At 68.2% G+C, this 19,676-nt stretch carries 20 protein-coding genes and 1 tRNA gene; 15 read left to right on the forward strand and 6 right to left on the reverse strand.

Features of this window, described 5'->3' with window-relative positions:
- Positions 1 to 1,215: 1,215 nt before the first annotated feature.
- The gene (locus ACT2CW_RS04445; protein WP_445515554.1) at positions 1,216 to 2,178 is read left to right on the forward strand and encodes a hypothetical protein; all 963 of its coding nucleotides are present in this window, start codon (positions 1,216 to 1,218) and stop codon (positions 2,176 to 2,178) included.
- A 458-nt stretch (positions 2,179 to 2,636) separates the two neighbouring features.
- Here ACT2CW_RS04445 and ACT2CW_RS04450 read toward each other — a convergent pair whose 3' ends face one another.
- From ACT2CW_RS04450 to ACT2CW_RS04460, 3 genes are read right to left on the reverse strand one after another with little or no spacing between them, the layout of a single operon-like run.
- Positions 2,637 to 3,050 (reverse strand): hypothetical protein, encoded by a 414-nt coding sequence (locus ACT2CW_RS04450; RefSeq protein WP_445515555.1) that lies wholly within the window; start codon positions 3,048 to 3,050, stop codon positions 2,637 to 2,639.
- Positions 3,044 to 3,469 carry an ATP-binding protein gene (locus tag ACT2CW_RS04455; RefSeq protein WP_445515556.1) on the reverse strand — a complete coding sequence of 142 codons (426 nt, stop codon included), beginning with the start codon at positions 3,467 to 3,469 and terminating at the stop codon, positions 3,044 to 3,046. Before ACT2CW_RS04455 ends, ACT2CW_RS04450 begins: the two co-directional genes overlap by 7 nt.
- A gap of 45 nt (positions 3,470 to 3,514) precedes the next feature.
- Positions 3,515 to 3,922 (reverse strand): NUDIX hydrolase, encoded by a 408-nt coding sequence (locus ACT2CW_RS04460; protein ID WP_445515557.1) that lies wholly within the window; start codon positions 3,920 to 3,922, stop codon positions 3,515 to 3,517.
- Positions 3,923 to 4,033: 111 nt separating this feature from the next.
- Here ACT2CW_RS04460 and ACT2CW_RS04465 point away from each other — a divergent pair, with 111 nt between their 5' ends.
- From ACT2CW_RS04465 to ACT2CW_RS04515, 11 genes are all read left to right on the forward strand, one after another.
- Positions 4,034 to 4,819: a GntR family transcriptional regulator gene (locus tag ACT2CW_RS04465; protein ID WP_445515558.1), complete on the forward strand. Its 786-nt coding sequence runs from the start codon at positions 4,034 to 4,036 to the stop codon at positions 4,817 to 4,819.
- Positions 4,820 to 5,003: 184 nt separating this feature from the next.
- The gene (locus tag ACT2CW_RS04470; RefSeq protein ID WP_445515559.1) at positions 5,004 to 5,354 is read left to right on the forward strand and encodes an SCO3933 family regulatory protein; all 351 of its coding nucleotides are present in this window, start codon (positions 5,004 to 5,006) and stop codon (positions 5,352 to 5,354) included.
- A 5-nt stretch (positions 5,355 to 5,359) separates the two neighbouring features.
- Complete coding sequence (locus ACT2CW_RS04475; RefSeq protein ID WP_445515560.1) at positions 5,360 to 6,736, forward strand: FtsK/SpoIIIE domain-containing protein; 1,377 nt, start codon at positions 5,360 to 5,362, stop codon at positions 6,734 to 6,736.
- Positions 6,737 to 6,817: 81 nt separating this feature from the next.
- On the forward strand, positions 6,818 to 7,027 hold the full coding sequence (locus tag ACT2CW_RS04480) for a hypothetical protein (RefSeq protein WP_037954179.1): 210 nt from the start codon (positions 6,818 to 6,820) through the stop codon (positions 7,025 to 7,027).
- Positions 7,028 to 7,051: 24 nt separating this feature from the next.
- Positions 7,052 to 7,648 (forward strand): DUF2637 domain-containing protein, encoded by a 597-nt coding sequence (locus ACT2CW_RS04485; protein WP_445515561.1) that lies wholly within the window; start codon positions 7,052 to 7,054, stop codon positions 7,646 to 7,648.
- An 11-nt stretch (positions 7,649 to 7,659) separates the two neighbouring features.
- Positions 7,660 to 7,845 (forward strand): mobile element transfer protein, encoded by a 186-nt coding sequence (locus ACT2CW_RS04490; RefSeq protein ID WP_037954184.1) that lies wholly within the window; start codon positions 7,660 to 7,662, stop codon positions 7,843 to 7,845.
- Between the two features lie 13 nt (positions 7,846 to 7,858).
- Positions 7,859 to 8,053 carry a hypothetical protein gene (locus tag ACT2CW_RS04495; protein WP_030836268.1) on the forward strand — a complete coding sequence of 65 codons (195 nt, stop codon included), beginning with the start codon at positions 7,859 to 7,861 and terminating at the stop codon, positions 8,051 to 8,053.
- A gap of 24 nt (positions 8,054 to 8,077) precedes the next feature.
- Positions 8,078 to 8,374 (forward strand): hypothetical protein, encoded by a 297-nt coding sequence (locus tag ACT2CW_RS04500; protein ID WP_037954187.1) that lies wholly within the window; start codon positions 8,078 to 8,080, stop codon positions 8,372 to 8,374.
- A 165-nt stretch (positions 8,375 to 8,539) separates the two neighbouring features.
- A complete protein-coding gene (locus ACT2CW_RS04505) occupies positions 8,540 to 9,832 on the forward strand; it encodes a replication initiator (RefSeq protein WP_445515562.1) in 1,293 nt (430 codons plus the stop codon).
- Entirely contained in the window at positions 9,825 to 10,037 is a 213-nt protein-coding gene (locus tag ACT2CW_RS04510) for an excisionase family DNA-binding protein (RefSeq protein ID WP_046088658.1), read from the forward strand. Before ACT2CW_RS04505 ends, ACT2CW_RS04510 begins: the two co-directional genes overlap by 8 nt.
- Positions 10,037 to 11,215: a tyrosine-type recombinase/integrase gene (locus ACT2CW_RS04515; protein ID WP_445515563.1), complete on the forward strand. Its 1,179-nt coding sequence runs from the start codon at positions 10,037 to 10,039 to the stop codon at positions 11,213 to 11,215. Before ACT2CW_RS04510 ends, ACT2CW_RS04515 begins: the two co-directional genes overlap by 1 nt.
- A gap of 51 nt (positions 11,216 to 11,266) precedes the next feature.
- Here ACT2CW_RS04515 and ACT2CW_RS04520 read toward each other — a convergent pair.
- A tRNA-Gly gene (locus ACT2CW_RS04520) sits at positions 11,267 to 11,340 on the reverse strand.
- A gap of 588 nt (positions 11,341 to 11,928) precedes the next feature.
- Between ACT2CW_RS04520 and dcd the strand changes: the two genes are divergently transcribed.
- Positions 11,929 to 12,504 (forward strand): dCTP deaminase, encoded by a 576-nt coding sequence (dcd, locus tag ACT2CW_RS04525; RefSeq protein ID WP_037954192.1) that lies wholly within the window; start codon positions 11,929 to 11,931, stop codon positions 12,502 to 12,504.
- Between the two features lie 5 nt (positions 12,505 to 12,509).
- Complete coding sequence (locus tag ACT2CW_RS04530; RefSeq protein ID WP_311766954.1) at positions 12,510 to 13,007, forward strand: phosphoribosyltransferase; 498 nt, start codon at positions 12,510 to 12,512, stop codon at positions 13,005 to 13,007.
- Between the two features lie 162 nt (positions 13,008 to 13,169).
- Here ACT2CW_RS04530 and ACT2CW_RS04535 read toward each other — a convergent pair whose 3' ends face one another.
- Positions 13,170 to 14,126 carry a Yip1 family protein gene (locus ACT2CW_RS04535; protein WP_445515564.1) on the reverse strand — a complete coding sequence of 319 codons (957 nt, stop codon included), beginning with the start codon at positions 14,124 to 14,126 and terminating at the stop codon, positions 13,170 to 13,172.
- Between the two features lie 185 nt (positions 14,127 to 14,311).
- Positions 14,312 to 15,757 carry an FG-GAP repeat domain-containing protein gene (locus tag ACT2CW_RS04540; protein WP_445515565.1) on the reverse strand — a complete coding sequence of 482 codons (1,446 nt, stop codon included), beginning with the start codon at positions 15,755 to 15,757 and terminating at the stop codon, positions 14,312 to 14,314.
- 1,086 nt (positions 15,758 to 16,843) lie between these two features.
- Between ACT2CW_RS04540 and ACT2CW_RS04545 the strand changes: the two genes are divergently transcribed.
- The gene (locus ACT2CW_RS04545) at positions 16,844 to 19,639 is read left to right on the forward strand and encodes a SpoIIE family protein phosphatase (protein ID WP_445515566.1); all 2,796 of its coding nucleotides are present in this window, start codon (positions 16,844 to 16,846) and stop codon (positions 19,637 to 19,639) included.
- The last annotated feature ends 37 nt before the right edge of the window (positions 19,640 to 19,676 follow it).

Genomic DNA, 19,676 nt, shown 5'->3' on the forward strand with positions numbered 1-19,676 from the left:
AAGAAGCTCGGGCCATCCATACTAAAAGTGTTTGGTCGAATGCGCCCAAAACTCGCTTATCGGGTAAGCGGGGTTCTCCAATACCGCGAAGTCGGACCCGAGCAGTGCGGTATGACAGTGACCGTTACGGCGTTTCTGTTTGGCGGTTCACGTTCCATGGCAGTGTGGGCAGCCAATTGGGATGAGGTTATGCGCAAAGCCGGCGTGTGGGTAGTTAGCACTCTGTTGCCTGTTACTCGCCCGGGAAGACTTCAACCTTGGCGCAGCTGGTGGGGGCGGGAGATAGAACCTGAGTTGTATGAAGCGTGCTATGAGGCGATCGAGCTGAATCGTGCCGGACGACATCACGAGGCGTTGGATAGGTATCTCAAGGCCGTGCGTATAGATCCTGCGAATCCGTATCTGAGAGCAGAGCTAGGAGCAACGCAGGAAAAGCTGAAGCTGTATATTGATGCGTTGGATACATACCAAAGAGGGCTAAACCTTGACGGGCAGACTGCAGATGCGTACCACGAGCGCTTGTGGCAAAGCCGTTGGAATCCGCATCCGCGTCGTCTCCGTTATCTTTGGCATCCCCGATGGTACCGAGACGTGCTCGGATTGCGTTATAGGAACTCTGTCACGCTAGGAATGACTGAGGAGACAGCAGAACAGTGGTACCGGCGTGTGGGCACCGAAAATACCGGAACGCATGAGCGTCTCATACCAGTGCTGGTGAACCGATATTGGCCCGTTGTGAAGGATATGCTAGACGTCCCTAATGATGAGAGGCGGGCCAAGAGTAGACTCGAAGAGATTCTGGCCAAGCAGGCAGACTCTGGCGAACAAGCCGTAATCCAAGGGAAGCGCCGACCGGAGGAAAGCACTATTTGTCTTGTGTTTCAAAGAGCTTCGAGCCAAGAGATCAGTCGGCTTTCTGCTGATGATTTCTGGGCCAGATTTTGCCTTTACTGGCCATCATCCTTCTCTAGTTGGCTACGATTCATCTGGCCATTTGCCTACGTTCAAAGTGTGCGCGGGGCTTCACAGCCCGTATCCCGAGGAGCATTTCGAGTCAGCCGTGCAGTGTGCGCTCCTTTGCGCTTGGAATGGGCTACAGCCGAGTTCGGCTCGCAAGACTCGACGAAATGGCGGCAGCCGTATACGTGGCGCAAAGGCCCCAAGGTCTCGTGGGGAAACCTTGAAGCAAGTTCGATTGACGGAACTCTACCCAAAATGGGTGTCAGATCCCTTTTTTCGGACCTAGACTGGCACATGAAATACAATATTGCTTGCGCCTATGCGATAGCCTTGAATTCTCCTTGCGGGGCAGATGCTAGAGATGCCCTAGCGGGGCGTGCTATTGAATACCTTGAGAAGGCCGTGCTAACTTCAAGACGTTGTTTTGCGATACTTGAGCCGGAGTGGGTGGTTGAAGAAGACCCAGACCTGAAAGCGCTTCGGGAAGGAAGAAGTGGGCGCTTTGTCGAGTTTATTCGCAGCTGCTATCCAGGGGTTGATTCTCCTAATGGGGAGTACGGACTCGTCCTCTCTGTCGAGCAATTGAGGAAGTACGATTACCGACTTCTAGAAGAGACGGCGAGGGTAATGCGGCGAATGTGGCGCCGTCGAGGCGATGCGGATAGCGTAGATATAGACGTGGCTACTGCATGGCTTAGCGTCGAGAGTCAGATCTGGGAGGAGATACACGAGATCGCCGATGTGGAGCACGAGAGGAGATGGCGAGATCGGGTAAAGTTGATACGATGTCTTGAGGATAATTTTTACCCTTCTTCCATCGGTCTATCGAACTTCCCTCCCCAGTTGTTTGGTATAAGCCACGATGATCACGTTGAAAACCTCAGCTCTGCTCAAGTAGATAGGCGACTCAAAGATCTTAAGGATTACATGGAAGCTGATAGAGATGTGGACAGTTATGTAAGTCTCGACGGATCTTTCTCGAATAAACCCCCTGATACGCCGTATTTCAATAGCCAACAGGGCGGTAGGATTCTAAGGGACGCCGCTGCGTCCGGTTCGGTGCGACTCGACGCAGACAGGACCAGGCGGCTTGCGACGAGGTACGGTGCTGCTTGGCAACGACTAAGCGACTGGCTAGCTTTGGAAGATGGTCAGCAACGCTTCAGCGAGGCCATCGGGGATGTGGCAAATGTGAATCAATCCCTTGTGGAACCTTAGGTCGCGCAGTTGAGTGAAGCAGCTTCCGTGCTCTGATTTGCCGAATGAATTGGCGGCCGAAACCAGAAGCCTGAGCTGCCATCCCGTCTGCCGTCGACCCACACGGAGTGAAGCGGGCCTGTCCTCCGGCGTCCAGGTGGAGCGCGCCACTGTACGAACGACCTGGACGCCGGAGGACAGGGCTGCTTGGCTTTGCCTGGGTCGACGGCAGACGGGATGGCAACTCCCACGCTCGCCATGATGCAGCCTGCACCCGCACGACCGCCCACGGCCATCCCGGAGCCTGAGCGCCCCCGCCGGAGGCATCTCCTCGGCTTCACCGGTTGCATGCCCAGCGCGCGGCACAGACGGCGGCCGGGCTGGAGCGGGGCGGAGACAGGAGCGCAGGCCCGGCCGGGGGCCGGGCCGCGCGCGGGGAGCGGAGCGAGCCGCCTTGAACCCGTAGAGAAGGTTGTAACTCAGTGGCCGTTGGCCTGGTGTCGGGCGATCTTGTGTGTGGTGGGGCAGGTGAACTGTTCGGCGCATGCCGGAAGGCGTTGGGCCTCGCGGTGGGCGAGCGGTAGGAAGATGACCGGCCGGAGGATCCATTCGATGTGCGTGTCTTGCTGCGTGAGGGCGAACGTGGCCTCTTCCCCGTTGGTGAGGGCGTCTTCGGCTTCCTTGTGGCCGTAGGTGACCCAATCCCATGCCTTGTGGGCCGTTTCCCGGTCGAGTGCTGAGGCGTTGGTTCGGACGGTGACGCGGATCCATCGGGTGGCCTCGCTGGGGCTGTCGGTTTCGATGGAGGCGAGCAGGACCGAGCGGGGGCCTGTGGCTGGTGAGCGCGTCCAGCATTCGCACCAGTAGCCGGGTCGCAGTAGGGGCCTCAGCATGTGGTGGCTCCTGCCTCGGGGGCTACGAGTTGGGCGGTGACGGTGCGGCCGTGCTGGCTGCCGGTGATGTCCAGGCGGCGGGCGAGTGCCATGACGATGGTTAATCCGCGGCCGTGGGTGTCGTCCGGGTCGGCCTCTGCGCGGTGGGGTTCTTCGGGGTGGCCTCCCTCGTCGGTGACGGAGATCGCGACGGTGCGCGCGGAGAGGGACAGCGTGAGCTGGAAGGTGCCGTAGGCGGTGCCGCTGGCGGTGTGGGTGAGGGCGTTGCTGCCCAGCTCGCTGACGATGAGTTCGGCGTCGTGCGCGCAGGGGTGGCCGTTGAGGATGTCGCGGGTCCAGCGTCGTGCGCGGGTGACTTCTTCTCGGGATCCTGGGCACATCAGGCCCCAAACTCGCGGAGCACTCATATACTCGTCCATACAAGTTCCTTCGTGCTGGTAGGGGCTATGGGTCGCGGGTTCGTGCTAGATGAGTCGTACGCCGTCGTGGGCGCGGATGGCCGGCGGGGATGTGTTGTCGAGCGCGTCCAATACACGGATCGCGTACGCCTCGTCGGCAAGCTCGGTGATCTCGTCGCGGGTGGCCCAGCGCAGTGCGCGGGTTTCCGCTCCGGTGGTCGGGGTGCCGTCGAGCGCTTCGCAGCGGAAGACCAGGGAGACGATCAGGCCGGTCATGTTCTTGTAGACGCCGGTGAGGGTAGCGGGAAGCGCGATCTTGATGCCGGTCTCTTCGAGGACTTCCCGTTGCAAGGCGTCGGGGATGGTTTCCTCACGTTCGAGCACGCCGCCGGGCGGTTCCCACTTACCGTTGTCGCGTCGCTTGATCAGCAGCGCACGGCCCGCGTCGTCGACGATGACTCCGGCGACGCTCACGGAGTGCGGGCGCTCAGTGCTCACGTTCCTCGGCCCTCTCGGCTGGCTAGGCTCTCCACCGTAGCAATCCCAGTCAGCCGCTCGTCTAGATACCTAAAGGAGTATGTGTACATGCCTTCTCTGACTTCCGTTCTGGGTGTATTGGACCCGACGAGCGACCGGGCGGTGTTCCGGCAGATCGCTGACGCGCTGCGGGAAGCGATCGACAAGGGGCGTTTCCGGGAGGGGGACAAGCTGCCATCCGAGACTGAGCTGGTCGAGCACTTCGGTGTCTCGCGGATGACTGTGCGCAACGCTCTGTCGCTGCTCCAGCAAGAGGGGCTGGCCGTGTCCGAGCATGGCAAGGGGGTCTTCGTTCGGCCCCGGCCGCCTGTGCGGCGGCTGGCTTCGGACCGGTTCGCGCGGCGGCATCGTGATCAGGGGAAGGCTGCCTTCACCGTGGAGGCCGAGGCGGCGGGCAGTCGTCCGCAGGTGGACAACCTCGAGGTGAAGGAGGAGCGCCCGTCGCCGGACATCTCGGCCCGGTTGGGTTCGCCTCGTAAGGTGCTGGCTCGGCGGCGGCGGTATCTGCTGGATGGGCGGCCGGTGGAGTTCGCCACCTCGTATCTGCCGCTGGACCTGGCGCGGAACACCCCGATCGCGCAGCCCAACCCCGGCCCCGGTGGCATCTACGCCCGGCTGGAGGAGATGGGGCACCGCCTGGATCACTTCGATGAGGAGATCCGGGCCCGGATGCCCTCGCCTGCCGAGGTGCGTACGCTCCAGCTCGCCTCCGGGGTGCCGGTGATCCATCTCGTCCGGACTGCCTACGACGCTGAGGGGCGGGCGGTGGAGGTGTGCGACACCGTGATGGCCGCTGACGCGTACGTCCTCGCCTACCAGCTTCCTGCCAACTGACGCATGGCCGGGGCGTGGTGGCCCCGGGCTGCTTCTTCTGACTCGTACACACGAAGATACATACTCGTATAGACGAGTGGGCAAGCTGTGTGGCATGGTGGTCCCCGTTCCCGCTCGTTCGGGTTCGAAGACCGCAACTCATCTACACAACTAGGTGCGTTGTTCGTGAGAGAAGGAGAAGTAGTTGCGTTCCATTCGAGTTGAGACCTCCGGTGCCACGGTTCTGCTGACTGAGGCGCCGGAGCCGAAGGTGAAGGACCGGCAGACCGGCGAGATCGCCAAGGACGCCCAGAGCGGTGAAGCGCTGATGCGGCTCGGCGTCGTCTACATCGACGGCGGGGAGTCCTCGCTGCTTCAGGTGACTGTGCCGGAGAGCGGGGTCACGGAGGGGCTGGCCCTCGGTTCGCCGGTCACGCTGATCGGGCTGATCGCCCGGCCCTGGGACACCGTGTTCAACGGGCAGCAGCGGCACGGCATCGCTTTCCGGGCCGAGGCCATCGCCCCGGCCGCGATATCGGTCGGTGCGGGGGCCTGAGCCTGATGGCTGATGTGATGACGCTGATGGAGGTGGGTGGTCCGGTCGCCGCGACGGTTGGCGGGGCTGCCTACCTCCGGGTCCGGCACCCGGCCGCCTACTGGTCCACGGTCGGGATGCCCATCTCGACGGCCCGGCTGCTGGGGTCGTACGGGTCCGTGATGGACGCGTGCGGGCTGACCGTTCCGCCGTCGCGGCTGCGGGCCTGGGCGGTGCAGGCGTTCACGCATCGGGAAGTCCGGCCGGTGCCTCCGCGTCGGGGGCTGATCCGTCCGACGTCGACCGGGCTGCGGGTCCGGCTGCGGCTGGCGCCGGGGCAGGAACCTGCCGACGTGGCTGCCTCGGCCGAACGGCTGCGGCATGCCTGGGGTGTTCACGGCGCGTATGTGGAGGAGATCAAGCCTGGCGTGGTTGAGCTGCGGCTGATCGGCTTCGATGTGCTCCGGAAGGTGCGGATGCCTCGTAAGACCGGTGGCGGCTTCCTGAAGGTGCCGGTGGCGCTGAGGGAGGACGCGACGCCGTTCGTCCGGGACTACCGGGCCATCCCGCACCAGCTCACCCTTGGCGCCACGCTGTCGGGGAAGTCGATGTTCCTACGGCATCTGATAGCCGGGCTCGCCCGGCAACGGGTCGCGCTGGTGGGGATCGACTGCAAGCGAGGTGTCGAGCTGGCGCCGTTCGCTCCACGGCTCTCGGCCCTGGCGACTGATCCTGTGCAGGCGGCGGAGTTGCTGCCTGTGCTGGTTGGGCTGATGGAGGACCGGTACGACCTGATCAAGGCCCGGCAGGGCATCGCTCCCAGCACCCCGGACGAGGAGATCACCTCTGACATCTGGGGTCTGCCGGAGGATGAGCGGCCGGTGCCCGTGGTGCTGCTCGTGGATGAGGTGGCCGAGCTGTTCCTGGTCGCCACGCGGAAGGACGAGGAACGGCGGGACGAGATGGTCACCCAGCTCATCCGGCTCGCCCAACTCGGCCGCGCAGCGGGCATCTACCTGGAGGTGTGCGGGCAGCGCTTCGGCGCCGAGCTGGGCAAGGGGGCGACGATGCTGCGGGCTCAGCTGACCGGCCGGGTCTGCCACCGCGTGAACGACGAAGCCTCCGCCAAAATGGCCCTCGGCGACATCGCCCCCGAAGCGGTCGGCGCGGCCTGCGCCATCGCCCCCGAACGGCCCGGTCTTGCGGTCGCCGGTGATACGTCCGGCGGCTGGTCCCGTATCCGTACGCCGTACCTGTCGCTGGCTGAGGCAGCCGAAGTGTGCCGCGAGACCGCTCACCTCGTGCCGGACATGCCCGCACTCGAGCCGTTCCGGCCGGACGTGCCGGCCGTACCGGTGAGCGCTCCGGCGTCCCTGCTCAAGCCGCTTCCGGCCGCCGAGTAATCCACCCCGTCTGACGGCTGGCGCGACCGCATCGCGCCCTGTCCCTACCCCCGCCATGCCTGAAAGCGAAAGGGAGTCCCTATGTCCCGTCCCACCATTTCCGAGGTCTCCGCGCTCCTGGCCGACCTGGCCGACTTCCGCACACGCGGGGCCGGGAGCAAGGCCGAGTTGATGAACCGCAAAGCGGACCTGTTGGAGCGCATCGCCGCTGCCCAGCCCGATGACGTTGAGGCCGCTGAGGTCGCCGCCGCTGCTCGCGCCCGTGCCGACGAACTCACCGCAGACGGCTGACTGGACCGGAAGGAGTTCCCACCCATGCGCGCTTACCTGGCGCGGGTTGACGCGGTGCTCGTGCAAGCGGTCATCGCTGCCGCGCTATCTTTCGCCCACTTGCATGACCTGGCCTCGGCGGCCGGACAGGACGGGTGGAAGGCGTGGGCCTATCCGGTCTCCGTTGACCTGCTGCTTGTGGCGGCCTGGCGTCGGCTGCGGTCGGGGGCGTCCAAGGCGGCGGGCTGGTGGTGGTTCGCCGTTGCCCTGGTCGCGTCGCTCGGGGCGAACGTCGCCACCGCCGGGCTGCTCGACCTGGCCGACGTACCGGACTGGCTGCGGATCCTCGTCGCGGGATGGCCCGCCGTCGCCTTCCTCGGCGGAACGCTCCTCGCCCACACCGCACCAGCGCCCGAAACTGCATCGGCCCCGGCCGAGCCGGAAACCGCGGGGCCACCCGCTGACTCTGAGCCTGAGACGAAGCAGCCTGCGCCACACGTTCCGGCCGCGCTTGTGAACCACGCGCGCAAGCTCGCCGACGATCACCGCGCCCGTACCGGCTCGCCCATCGACACCGACACCCTGCGCGCTCGCCTCGGCGTCCCGGCGCCGTTGGCCGACGCCATCGCCTCCCGCCTCTGAAGGAGTCCACGATGCTCCGCCGCTTCCGCAACGTCGCCCGTATCGGCCCGGTCCGGGTCGGCACCGCCAACGATCAGCGGGGCCGGGTGAAGCACACCGCCGTGTGCACCGCTCCCCGTTGTGACTTCTCCGCCGACTACGACACCCGCGCTGCCGCCGAGTTGGCCGCCCGTACGCACCGCTGCCCCGTCCGCTGAAAGGAGATCGCCTGTGACCGTCAGTCTGCCCCTGGTGCTCGTCCTCGGCGCCGTCGCCTGGATCGCGATCAAGTTCATGGGCGTCCGCCTGTGGGTCGCCGTCGTGATCGCGCTGTTCGGCTTCTGGCTCGCCCACACCGGCCTCGCGCCGTCCGTGGAGTCCGGTACGCGCTCCGGCGTCGACTCCGTCAACGGCAAACACGACTAGACGAGTAGCTGAGAGGAGATCGCAGTGTTCCGACCGAAGTACCCCGAAGCCCCCGCGCCGTCGATCGTCCACGTGCCCACCGCCGTCCCGGCGGCCCAGCACGGTCACGCCCCGGCCTGCTCCTGCCAGCACGCCCCCGCGCCCGCTCCAGCTCGCCCGGCCGGGGTCTTGAGCGGGCTCAACGCCGGAACGGTCGGTGCCGTGGTCACGGTCGGCATCGTCCTGACCGCGCTCCTGGCTGCTGTCGCTGTCACGGCCGTCTCCGTCGCCGTGGCCGCCGTGGTCATGCGCTCGCTGTTGGCCAGCCAGCGCCGCCGCTGATCCCGCTCGAACGCGACTGCCGGGGCGGCCTCGATACCGCCAAGCATCCGCCGCCCCGGCAGCCCCACCCCTCCCGACTCAAGAGCCGAAAGAGGAGACCCCATCATCACCCGCACCACCCCGCCACCGCTGCCCCAACTCCGCAGCTTGGCAGCACTCGGCACAATGTCCGCACTGCTCCGCCAACTCTCTGGCCTCGGCGGCTGCACCCACCCCATCCGCCTCGACGGCCACCGCACCGAACACCACCTCAACCAGGACACTGGCGAGATCGGCCGCGTCCTCCGACACCTGGACTCCGCCGAGCTGCCCGCCGGGCAGCTCCTGGTCCGCTGCAACAACCGCCGCGTCACTCGCTGTGCGGCCTGCGCCGAGACCTACCGCCGCGACACCTTCCACCTCATCACCGCCGGACTACGCGGCGGCAAAGGCACCCCGGAAGACGTCGCCACTCACCCTCGCGTCTTCGCCACCTTCACCGCGCCCAGCTTCGGCCCCGTCCACAACCGGCCCACCGGTCCGGCTGGCACGATCCGCCGGTGCCGGTGCGGCGTCCGCCACGACCAGGATGACGACGCCCTTGGTACGCCACTCAACCCTGACAGGTACGACTACGAATCCGCGGTGCTCTGGAACGCCCACGCGGGCATGCTCTGGCGGCGCTTCTCGATCTACCTGCGGCGGGAGGTCGCCAAGCGGGCCGGACTCAGTCAGCGAGCCCTCCGTAACCACGCTCGGCTTTCCTTCGCCAAGGTCGCCGAGTACCAAAAGCGCGGCGCCGTTCACTTCCATGCCGTGATCCGCATCGACGGTCCTGGCGGTGGCAACACTCCGCCTCCGGCCTGGGCCACGGTCGAGCTGCTGACCGACGCTATCGAGGCGGCTACGCCCAAGGCGCAGGTTGCCGGGCCGGTCATCGACGGGCGGGCCCACACGTTCACCTTCGGCGGCGAGCTCGACGTACGACCCATCCGAGGCGCGGACTTCAACGGCGGCCAGGAGCTGACCGATCGGGCCGTGGCCGCGTACATCGCCAAGTACGCCACCAAGGGCGCCGAGACGGCGACTGGGGCCCTGGACCGGCCTATACGACTCATCGCCGAAGTCGCCCAGCTCGACATCAGCGAGCACGCCCGGCGTCTCATCCGCACCGCTTGGGCTCTCGGGGCGCGGAAGGACCTGGAACACCTTCGGCTTCGTGCCTGGGCTCACATGCTCGGCTTCCGGGGCCACTTCTCCACCAAGTCCCGCCGCTACTCCACCACCCTCGGCGCACTCCGCGACGCCCGCGCCGCATGGCGACGTGCCCAAGCCGCCGCCGAGCTGGAGCAGGGCGGCACCACGCTCGTCCTCGCCCACTGGGTCTACGCCGGAACCGGCCTCACCCCCGCCGAGGAATGGCTCACCACCACCATCACCCCCGCCCCCGGAACAGAAGGAGAACCGACCCATGCGTGACCGGTACCTCAGCGTTGCTCAGGTGGCCGAGCTTCTGGGGACCACCCAGCGCTTCCCTCGACGGCTGGTCGCTGAGCGGCGCATCAAGTACGTGAAGGTGGGGCGCCATGTCCGCATCCCGGAGAGCGTCATTCAGGAGTACATCGACGCCAACACCGTGCGGCCGGTGCAGCCTCGGCGTCGTCACCTCCGGAGGGCTGCCTGATGGCCAACAGCAAAGGGAAGCGGCGTCGTTTCGGAGCGGTTCGCAAGCTCCCCTCCGGCCGCTTCCAGGCTCGCTATCCCGGCCCGGACGGGATCATGCGTCCGGCTCCGGTGACCTTCGAGACGACGGGCGACGCAGACGACTGGTTGGCGGAGAAACAGACCGAGCTGCGGCGGGGTGACTGGCAGGACCCGGACGCGGGGGCCGTCAACTTCGAGGAGTACGCCTTGCGGTGGGTTAAGGAGCGGGGGCTTTCCCCTACCACCGACGAGTTGTACCGGCGGCTTCTGCGGCTGCACGTCTTGCCGACCTTCCGGGCCTGGGACCTGGACGAGATCACGCCTCCGCGCATACGCACCTGGCGCGCTGAGCGGCTGGAGACCGTGGGGGAGACGACCGTTGCGAAGTCGTACCGGCTGCTGAAGGCCATCCTGGAGACGGCCGTTGAGGACGAGCTGATCCGCCGGAATCCCTGCCGGATACGCGGAGCAGGGAAGGAGTCGGCGGGTGAACGTCCCATCGCCACCGTGGAGCAGGTGGATGCGCTCGCCGACGCCATGGGGCCGCGCTGGCGCCTGATGGTCTACATCGCCGCGTATGGCCCCGCTCGCCCCGAAGAGCAGGCGGAGATGCGGCGGCCTGACGTGGACCTCGAAACGGTCGGGGTGTGGGTGCGCCGTGCGGCTCCTGAGCTGACAACCGGCCGGCGGGTGGTGGGCGATACGAAGTCCGAGGCGGGGAAGCGGTTCATAGTGCTGCCCGGGTTCATGCGGAAGGACCTGGAGCGGCATGTGAAGTGGTTCGCGGAGAAGGAGCCGAACGGGCTGCTCTTCGTCGGCGAGAAGGGTGCTCCGTTCCGGCGGTCCTCCTTTGGGCGGAAGTGGCGACGGGCGAGGGCGAAAGTGGGGCTCCCCGACGACTTCCGTTTCTACGATCTTCGTCACACCGGACACACCCTCTCGACCCAATGCGGGGCGACGCTCAAGGACACGATGGTGCGTGCCGGGCGGTCGTCCACGCGGGCCGCGCTCATCTACCAGCACTCGACCCTGGAGCGGCAGAAGGAGGTCGCCGCCGGGATCGATGCCCGCGTTGCCGCCGACCGCCAGGCGGCCAAGGAGGCTGCTGAGAAGGGCGACGATCAGGCATCTGGCACGGATCTGGCACGAGATGCTTAGGGAGGTCTAGACAACAAACAAGGCCCAGGTCGTTGACCTGGGCCTTCGTCGTGGAGCGGGTGACGGGAATCGAACCCGCGCTCTGAGCTTGGGAAGCTCATGTTCTACCATTAAACTACACCCGCGAGGGGCGCCCGATCTCTGGCGCCGCATCGTCGGACACTTTACCCCATGGCTGACCCCCGGCGCATTCGTCGTGGGGTCTTCGTGCTGTTTGCGCGGCCAAGACGAGTCAAGCCGAGGGTTGAGGTCGGTGGGGGCGGGGGTGTTTTGAGGGGGGCTTGGTGTGGTTTTGGGGTGGATTTTTGGGGGTGTCCGTGAGGTGGAAGCGGCTGTTGGGGTGCGGGAGTTGGGCGTACGGTGGGGGTGCGGAGTGCCGCGTGGAGTGGTGGGTGGTTGATCCCCTAATGTGGCTTTTGTCGTCCACGCCGTCCACGTTCTTGGGGAAGGGACTCAATGGAGCGCACCGTCGTCCGTTGTGCTGAAGGGCATGTGTTCAGCACCTCCTCGTTCCCGATGCAGCACCTCACCATCGATCGCATCGGCCCCGGCCGGTTGCTGCGGTGTCCGCGTTGCGCTCGGCTCCGGCACGCGGTGCCGGTGGGAGCCGATAAGCGGTGAGCGGTAGCTGATGAAGTCGCAGGGTGCGGGCCCGGTCCGGTGGGACCGGGCCTGTGCCGTGGGGGCTCCGGTGATGTGCGTATCCTCTTCGGGTGCTTCTCTCAGACAAGGACATCCGGGCCGAGATCGACGCCGGACGGGTGCGGATTGATCCGTACGATCCGGCGATGGTGCAGCCGTCGAGTATCGATGTAAGGCTGGACCGGTTCTTCCGGGTGTTCGAGAACCACCGCTATCCACACATCGACCCGGCGGTGGAACAGCCCGATCTGACGCGGTTGGTGGAGCCCGAGGGGGAGGACGCGTTCATCCTGCACCCAGGGGAGTTCGTGCTCGCCTCGACGTACGAGGTCGTGACGCTGCCGGATGACATCGCCTCACGGCTCGAGGGGAAGTCGAGTCTGGGGCGGCTGGGGCTGCTGACGCACTCCACGGCGGGGTTCATCGACCCGGGGTTCTCCGGGCATGTCACGCTCGAGCTGTCGAATGTCGCGACGCTGCCGATCAAGCTCTGGCCGGGGATGAAGATCGGGCAGCTGTGCATGTTCCGGCTGACCTCGCCCGCGGAGCATCCTTACGGTTCCGCCCGTTACGGCTCCCGCTATCAGGGGCAGCGCGGGCCGACGCCCTCGCGGTCGTTCCAGAGCTTCCACCGGACGAAGGTGTGAGCGACGTGGGTGAGCGGCGCGAGAACCTTTCGTACGAGCGGTTCGGGGTCGCGGTCCGCGAGCTGGCGGAGAAGATCGCCGGAGATGGCTATGAGCCGGACATAGTGCTCTCCATCGCCCGCGGTGGGGTCTTCGTGGCCGGTGGGCTGGCGTACGCGCTCGACTGCAAGAACATCCACCTGGTGAACGTGGAGTTCTACACGGGCGTCGGGACCACCTTGGACATGCCCGTAATGCTCGCACCCGTGCCCAACGTGATCGACTTCTCCGACAAGAAGGTGCTGATCGCCGATGACGTGGCGGACACCGGCAAGACGCTGAAGCTGGTCCGGGACTTCTGCCTCGGCACGGTCGCCGAGGTGCGCAGCGCGGTGATCTACGAGAAGTCCCAGTCGCTCGTGAAGTGCGAGTACGTCTGGCAGCGCACCGATCAGTGGATCAACTTCCCTTGGAGCGTGGAACCGCCCGTGGTGCGGCGGGAGGGGCAAGTGCGGGACGCCTGACATCGGGTACGGCGCCTGACACAGGGCACGATGCCTGAGGTCCTGAGACGCCTGACACCGGGCACGGCGCCTGAGAGCCTGAGGTCCTGACACGCATGAGATGGGGGCCCGCCAGCGCGGGCCCCTTTGTCATGCGGGCTGTCGTGCGGGCCCTACAGCGCCTTACAGCGTTCCCAGCTTCAGCAGGCTCAGCAGCGCGATCAGCTGGATCGCCGACGCGCCCAGCGCCTTCTGCCACGGCAGGTCGTGCGACTTGCTCACCATCGAGGTGAAAAGCGCGCCCGCCGCCAGCCAGGTCGCCCAGCCCAGCACCTTCACCAGCGAGCTGTCCCCGCCCAGGAAGAGCGCGAACACCAGCCGCGGCGCATCCGTGATCGACATGATCAGCATCGACAGACCGATGGTCGGCGCCCACGTGCCGTCGCCGCCCAGCTGGCGGGCGAGGGTGTGGGTGACGGCGCCCAGGATCAGTCCACTGATCACCATGGCGACGCCCGCGGTGAGCACCCACGGGATGCTGTTGGACATGGGGGCGTTGAGGACGTCCTTACGGGCGTCATCGAAGCTGAAGACCGCCAGCAGACCGTAGACGAAGGTCACGATCAGCGCCGGGCCCCACACCGCGTAGTCCCGCATCTGCCAGAAGGTGGCAGACGGGCGCAGCACGATGCCGCTCAGCAGCTGCTGCCAGTGCAGCCGGGGGCCGGCGGGCGGGGCCGTGGAGGAGCCTGCGCGGTACGTCTGCCCGCCGTAGCCGTCGTCGTACGAACCGGGGCCCTGGCCGTACGGGTCGTACGCGTCGGGCGCGTCGCCGACGCTGAACTGCTGTGTATGGCCCGAGTTGTTGTCGGCGTACCCGCCGCCGCCCTGTCCGTACGGTCTCTGCCCCTGGCCGTAGCCTCCGGGGCCGGGGCCCTGCCCGGGCCCGGGGCCGTAGTGCGGGTCCTGGCCGCCGAAATACTCCGGCTCTCCCTGTGAGGAGGGCTGCTGCCACTGCGGCTGCTGCTGACCGCCGTACGGGGCGTTCTGTCCGTACGGCGGCTGCGGCGGCCGCTGCTGCTGCCCTTGTTGCGCGGAGTGGGAGTCCCGTCCGCGTCCGATCCTGAATCCAGCCACCATTCGAACGTACCCGGTCGTAGCGGGCCGGGTGCGGGAGCTGTGTGAGCGGACCGGGCATTGCGGCCGAGCTGTGACATCCCTTAGGGGGTCCCTTATGGGTTTTCCCCCGGTGGGGGGTGGGGAGCGCCGGTGTGTCCGACCGGCCCATGCGCGCCTTGGTCCGCGCCCGCGGACTGGTCCGCGCCCTAGTCCGCCGCGAACGGCTTGCTGCTGAAGGCCGTCTTGTCCGCCGTGCCGTCCGTGATCCACCACCACTCGGGACGTTCGCCGTACCGCGAGAAGGCCAGACCGGGGCCCCACGCCAGGACGACCTCGTCCTTACCGTCGTGATCGAAGTCCGCGACGCCGTAGAGCCGGGCCGCGCGCTCGTCCTTACGGATGGTCCTGCCGTCCACGGCGGCGGGTGCCGCGCGGGTCAGCAGATGACGCCGGGTGACGCGGGTCGTCGCGGGGTGGGAGCCCCGCAGGGTGAGCAGCTCGACGCCGCCCCGCCCGAGCGAGACGGCCAGCTCATCGGTGCCGTCCCCGTCCGTGTCGGCGGCGGCCAGGGTGCCCGACATCCCGGGCACCTTGAGGGGGCGCGGAACCGAACCGGACGTCTGCGCCGCCCCCTTGTGGTAGATGCTCACCGTCTTGCCGATGTCCGGCCGTTCCGTCTCCACACCCGGCTCGTCGTCACGGGTGCCGCTGTCGCCGACCGCGACATCGCGGCGGCCGTCGCCGTCGAAGTCGCCGAAGGCGATCGAGTTGCCCTCGCGCAGCCCGCGGCTCGTGTGGCTGAGGCCGTGGGACCCGGCGGTGAGGAGGGCGGAGCCGGACTGGTCGTTGTCGTTGACCGCGTGCACCACCAGATCGGTGGCGCGGTGGCCGTCGGCGGTGTCCGCGATGGTGTCGGCGATGAGATCGCCGATCTCGCCGTGGCCCTTCAGCGGGCTCGCGTACGGCACGGTCCGGGCGGCCTTGCCCGCCCGGTTGAACGGCCCGTACAGCACCAGCAACGAGTGCCGGTCCGCGCGGACCAGGGCCAGGTCGTGGTGGCCGTCGCCGTTGAAGTCGCCGACGGTGGGCCGCTGGGCGTCCACGCCGTCGTCCGGGCCGGTCAGCTGGACGCGGGCGGCGGAGCGGGTGCTGCGGGGGCCGCCGGGGCCGCCCCAGGAGATGTAGGGGACGGTCCGGACGGTGGCCTGGGTGCGCTCGGTCTCCTGCTTGCCGAGCGCCTCGCCCGCCGTCGTGGTGACGTCGGCGTAGCCGTCGCCGTCGAGGTCGGCCGTGGCCACCTCGGTCGCGCCCGCGACGGTGACGTCCTTGGAGGGCAGCCCGAGGTCGCGGTGGCGGAGCACGGTCCGGGTGGCGGGATTCAGGCCGTGGGACGAGCCGTGGACGAAGGCGATCCGGCTGGGCAGCCCCCCTTTGCCGGACGGGACGGGGACGCGCAGATCGGGGTAGCCGTCGCCGTTGACGTCATCCGGCAGCCGGCTGCCCTTGCCGTGGGGGACGGGCGCGGTCGCGGTGGGGGTGATGACGGACCCGGCGGCGGAGTCGTCGCGCCGGCCCCCGGCGCCGTCCTCGGGGCCGCAGGCGGTGAGCAGCAGCGCCAGACAGGCCGTACCGGCGGCGACGGAGGCGGCCACGGAGGCGGTGACGGAAGTGACGGCAGAGGCGGAGGCTGAGGCGGCGGAGGCGCGGCGGACGCGGGGGACGCGGGGGAGGGAGCGGCGTCGGGGGCCCGGGACGCGGCCGGGTGGTGCTGTGGGGGGAGGTGCTGGCGTCATCGGCCCACCTCAACCCATCACGGCGGCTGAGGCAACCCATCCGGGCGGCTGAGACCAAGGGGCACGGCACTTCGTTACGAGGGTGATGCCTGGCGCTCCCGCCAGCCGCCGTTCGGTGATCTTCCGGATGATGTGGGACCGATCAGTCTGCTTGACTGTAAAGATGACCTTTGGAGCACAAGGGCCGTCCAGGACATTTACGGATGCCGTGTTGGGCATGATCCTGTAGGGAATTCGCAACGTCGTTGTGAGAAGGGATACTTCACGGCCAGTATCGGTACGTCCGGCGCGGGAACTTCGATGCGGAAAAGCGGGGGCAACCATGTGCTTAACGCACGGTGGGCGGATGACGGGTGAGGCGACGAGACCGGTGAAAGAAGGCGCGGGCGGGGTGTAGTCGCGATGTCGGACGGGAGTGCGCGGCCGGCGGCGGAGGATGCCGCTCGCCCACCGCTGAGCGAGGGTGCTAGAAATAGCGACATGGCCGGACTTTTCGGTCGACCACGGGTTCCGCTGGCCCGCACGATGACCGACTGGCGCCCACGCGGTCGGCGTGAGGGGCCCCATTCGACATGGGAGCGACGTGGGCGGCGCGTTCAGCAGGACACGCACGACCAGCAGGAACAGCAGGAACAGCAGGACCGACAGGACCCGAGTGATCAGCAAGGTCAGCGCGATCAGTGGGATCAGCGCGATCAAGCCGATCCGCACGGCTCGCCGGCCCCCCGTGCCCGCTGGGGTCCGCAGGGTCGGCAGAGCACGAGCACGTACGCCCAGCTGAGCCCGCACGCACGGCCGCCGGTGCGTACGGGCTGGAGCGGCCGCGGACCGGGCCCCGGATCCGGCCCCGGCTCCGGCGGCGGTCCCGGTGGCGGTCCCGGCGCGCCCAACGGCCGCGGCTATGGGCGGCGGCCCCGCTGGCACCCGGGGCGCGGGGTGCGCACCGTGGCCGGCCAGGTCTTCGTCCTCCAGGTCGGCGTCGTGCTGCTGCTGGTCGTGGCCGCCGTGGTGGCGCTCGTCCTCCAGTCCCGCTACGACAGCGAGCGGGAGGCCCGTAACCGCTCCATGGCGGTCGCCGAGAGCTTCGCGAACGCGCCGGGCATGGCGAGCGCGCTGCGCGGCCGCGATCCCAGCGCCGTGCTCCAGCCGCTCGCCGAGCGGGCCCGTAAGGGCTCCGGCGTCGACTTCGTCGTGGCCATGACGCCGCAGGGGATCCGCTACACCCACCCCAACCCCGCCCGGATCGGCAAGCACTTCATGGGCAGCATCCGCCCGGCGGCCGAGGGCCGGACGGTCCAGGAGACCTTCACCGGCACCCTCGGCCTGTCCGTACGGTCCGTGGTGCCCGTCAAGGACGCCCAGGGGAAGGTCGTCGGCCTGGTCGCGGCCGGTATCACGATCAAGAAGGTGAGCGGCGCGGCCGACCACCAGCTGCCGCTGCTGTTCGGCGCGGCGGCGGCCGCCATGGCGTTCGCCACGGCGGGCACGGCCCTGGTCAGCAGGCGGCTGCGGCGTCAGACCCACGGGCTGGACCCGTCCGAGATGACGCGGATGTACGAGCACCATGACGCGGTGCTGCACTCGGTGCGCGAGGGCGTGCTGATCGTCGGCGGCGACGGGCGGCTGGTGCTGGCCAACGACGAGGCGCGCCGGCTCTTCGACCTCCCGCCGGACGCCGAGGGCCGTCTGGTGTCCGAGCTCGGCTTCGATCCGCACACCGCCGCGCTGCTGGCGTCCGGGCGCCCCGCCACCGACGAGGTCCATACGGCCGGTGAGCGGCTGCTGTCCGTCAGCCACCGCCCCACCGACCGCGACGGCGGCCCGCCCGGCAGCGTCGCCACCCTGCGCGACACCACGGAGCTGCGCGCGCTGTCCGGCAAGGTCGACCTCGCGCGCAACCGGCTCAAGCTGCTGTACGACGCGGGCGTCTCCATCGGCACCACGCTGGACGTGGTGCGCACCGCCCAGGAGCTGGCGGAGTACGCGGTGGCCCGGTTCGCCGACTACGTCTCGGTGGACCTCGTGGACTCGGTGCTGCGCGGCGAGGAGCCTCCGAACGGGGCCTCGGGCCTCAGCGACCCCCCGGACGGGGTCTCGGGTCTCAGCGATCCCCCGGACGGCGTGTCCGTCCTCAGCGCCCCGGACGCGGGCAGCGCCCCGGACGCGGGCTCGTGGGCCACCGTGGCGGCCGCGGACGGCGGCCGTACGGTGCTGCGCCGTACGGCCCTCAGCGGCATCCGCGACGACGGCCCGCTCTACCCGCTCGGCATGCTGATCGAGTTCGGCCCGAGCGCGCCCCAGGCCCGGGGCTTCCGCAGCGGAGCGGTCACGGTCGAGCCGGTCCTGGGCGACTTCGGCGGCTGGCAGGAGCAGGACCCCGAGCACGCCCGCCGGATCGTGGACTACGGCATCCACTCGATGATCACGGTCCCGCTGCGGGCCCGGGGCGTCGTCCTGGGCGTGGCCAGCTTCATGCGCGCGGAGAAGCCGGAGCCCTTCGAGGAGGACGATGTCTCCCTCGCGGAGGAGCTGGTCACCCGGGCCGCCGTGAGCATCGACAACGCGCGCCGCTACACCCGCGAGCACACCATGGCGGTGACCCTCCAGCGCAGTCTGCTGCCCCGGATGCTGCCGGAGCAGAACGCGCTGGATGTGGCGTACCGCTATCTGCCGGCGGAGTCGGGGGTCGGTGGCGACTGGTTCGACGTCATCCCGTTGCCCGGAGCCCGGGTGGCGCTGGTGGTGGGGGATGTGGTGGGGCACGGTCTGCACGCGGCGGCGACGATGGGGCGGTTGCGGACGGCGGTGCACAACTTCTCCACGCTCGACCTGCCGCCCGATGAGATCCTCTCCCACCTCGATGACCTGATCGCCCGGATCGACCAGGACGAGGGCCCTGGCGGGCCGAACGGCGACGGCAGCGGTGGTGGGGGCGGCAGTGAGGGCATCACGGGAGCCACGTGTCTGTACGCGATCTACGATCCGGTGACGCGGCGCTGCACGATGGCGCGGGCCGGCCATCCGCCGCCCGCGCTGGTGCGTCCGGACGGCTCGGTGGAGTTCCTCGATCTGCCCGCCGGGCCGCCGCTGGGCCTGGGCGGGCTGCCGTTCGAGACGGCGGAGCTGGAGCTGCCCGAGGGCAGCCATCTGGTGCTCTACACGGACGGGCTGATCGAGAAGCGCGACCGGGACATCGAAACGGGTCTGGAGATGCTGCGCGGCGCCCTGGCCCACCCCGGCCGGACGCCTGAGGACGCCTGTACGGCGGTGCTGGACGCGCTGCTGCCCGATCGCCCGAGCGATGACATCGCGCTCATCGTGGCCCGTACGAGGGTGCTGGAGCCCGGTCTGACCGCCGACTGGGAGGTGCCGTCCGATCCGGCGCAGGTGGCCGAGGTGCGTGCCGCGGTGGCCCGGAAGCTCGCGGAGTGGGATCTGGGCGATGTCGCGTTCACGACCGAGCTCATCCTCAGCGAGCTGATCACCAACGCGATCCGCTACGCGACCGGCCCGATCCGGGTGCGGCTGCTCTGCGACCGCAGCCTGATCTGCGAGGTCTTCGACACCAGCAGCACCTCCCCGCATCTGCGGTACGCGGGGACGACGGACGAGGGCGGCCGGGGGCTCTTCCTGGTCTCCCAGTTCGCCGACCGCTGGGGCACCCGCTACACCGCGGACGGCAAGGTCATCTGGACCGAGCAGGCGCTGCCGCTGTCGAAACACGGCAAGCCGAGGCCGTAGACGTGGGGTCGTAGACGTACGAAGCGAGGCCCGCCCG

The sequence above is a fragment of the Streptomyces sp. NEAU-174 genome, from assembly GCF_052665095.1.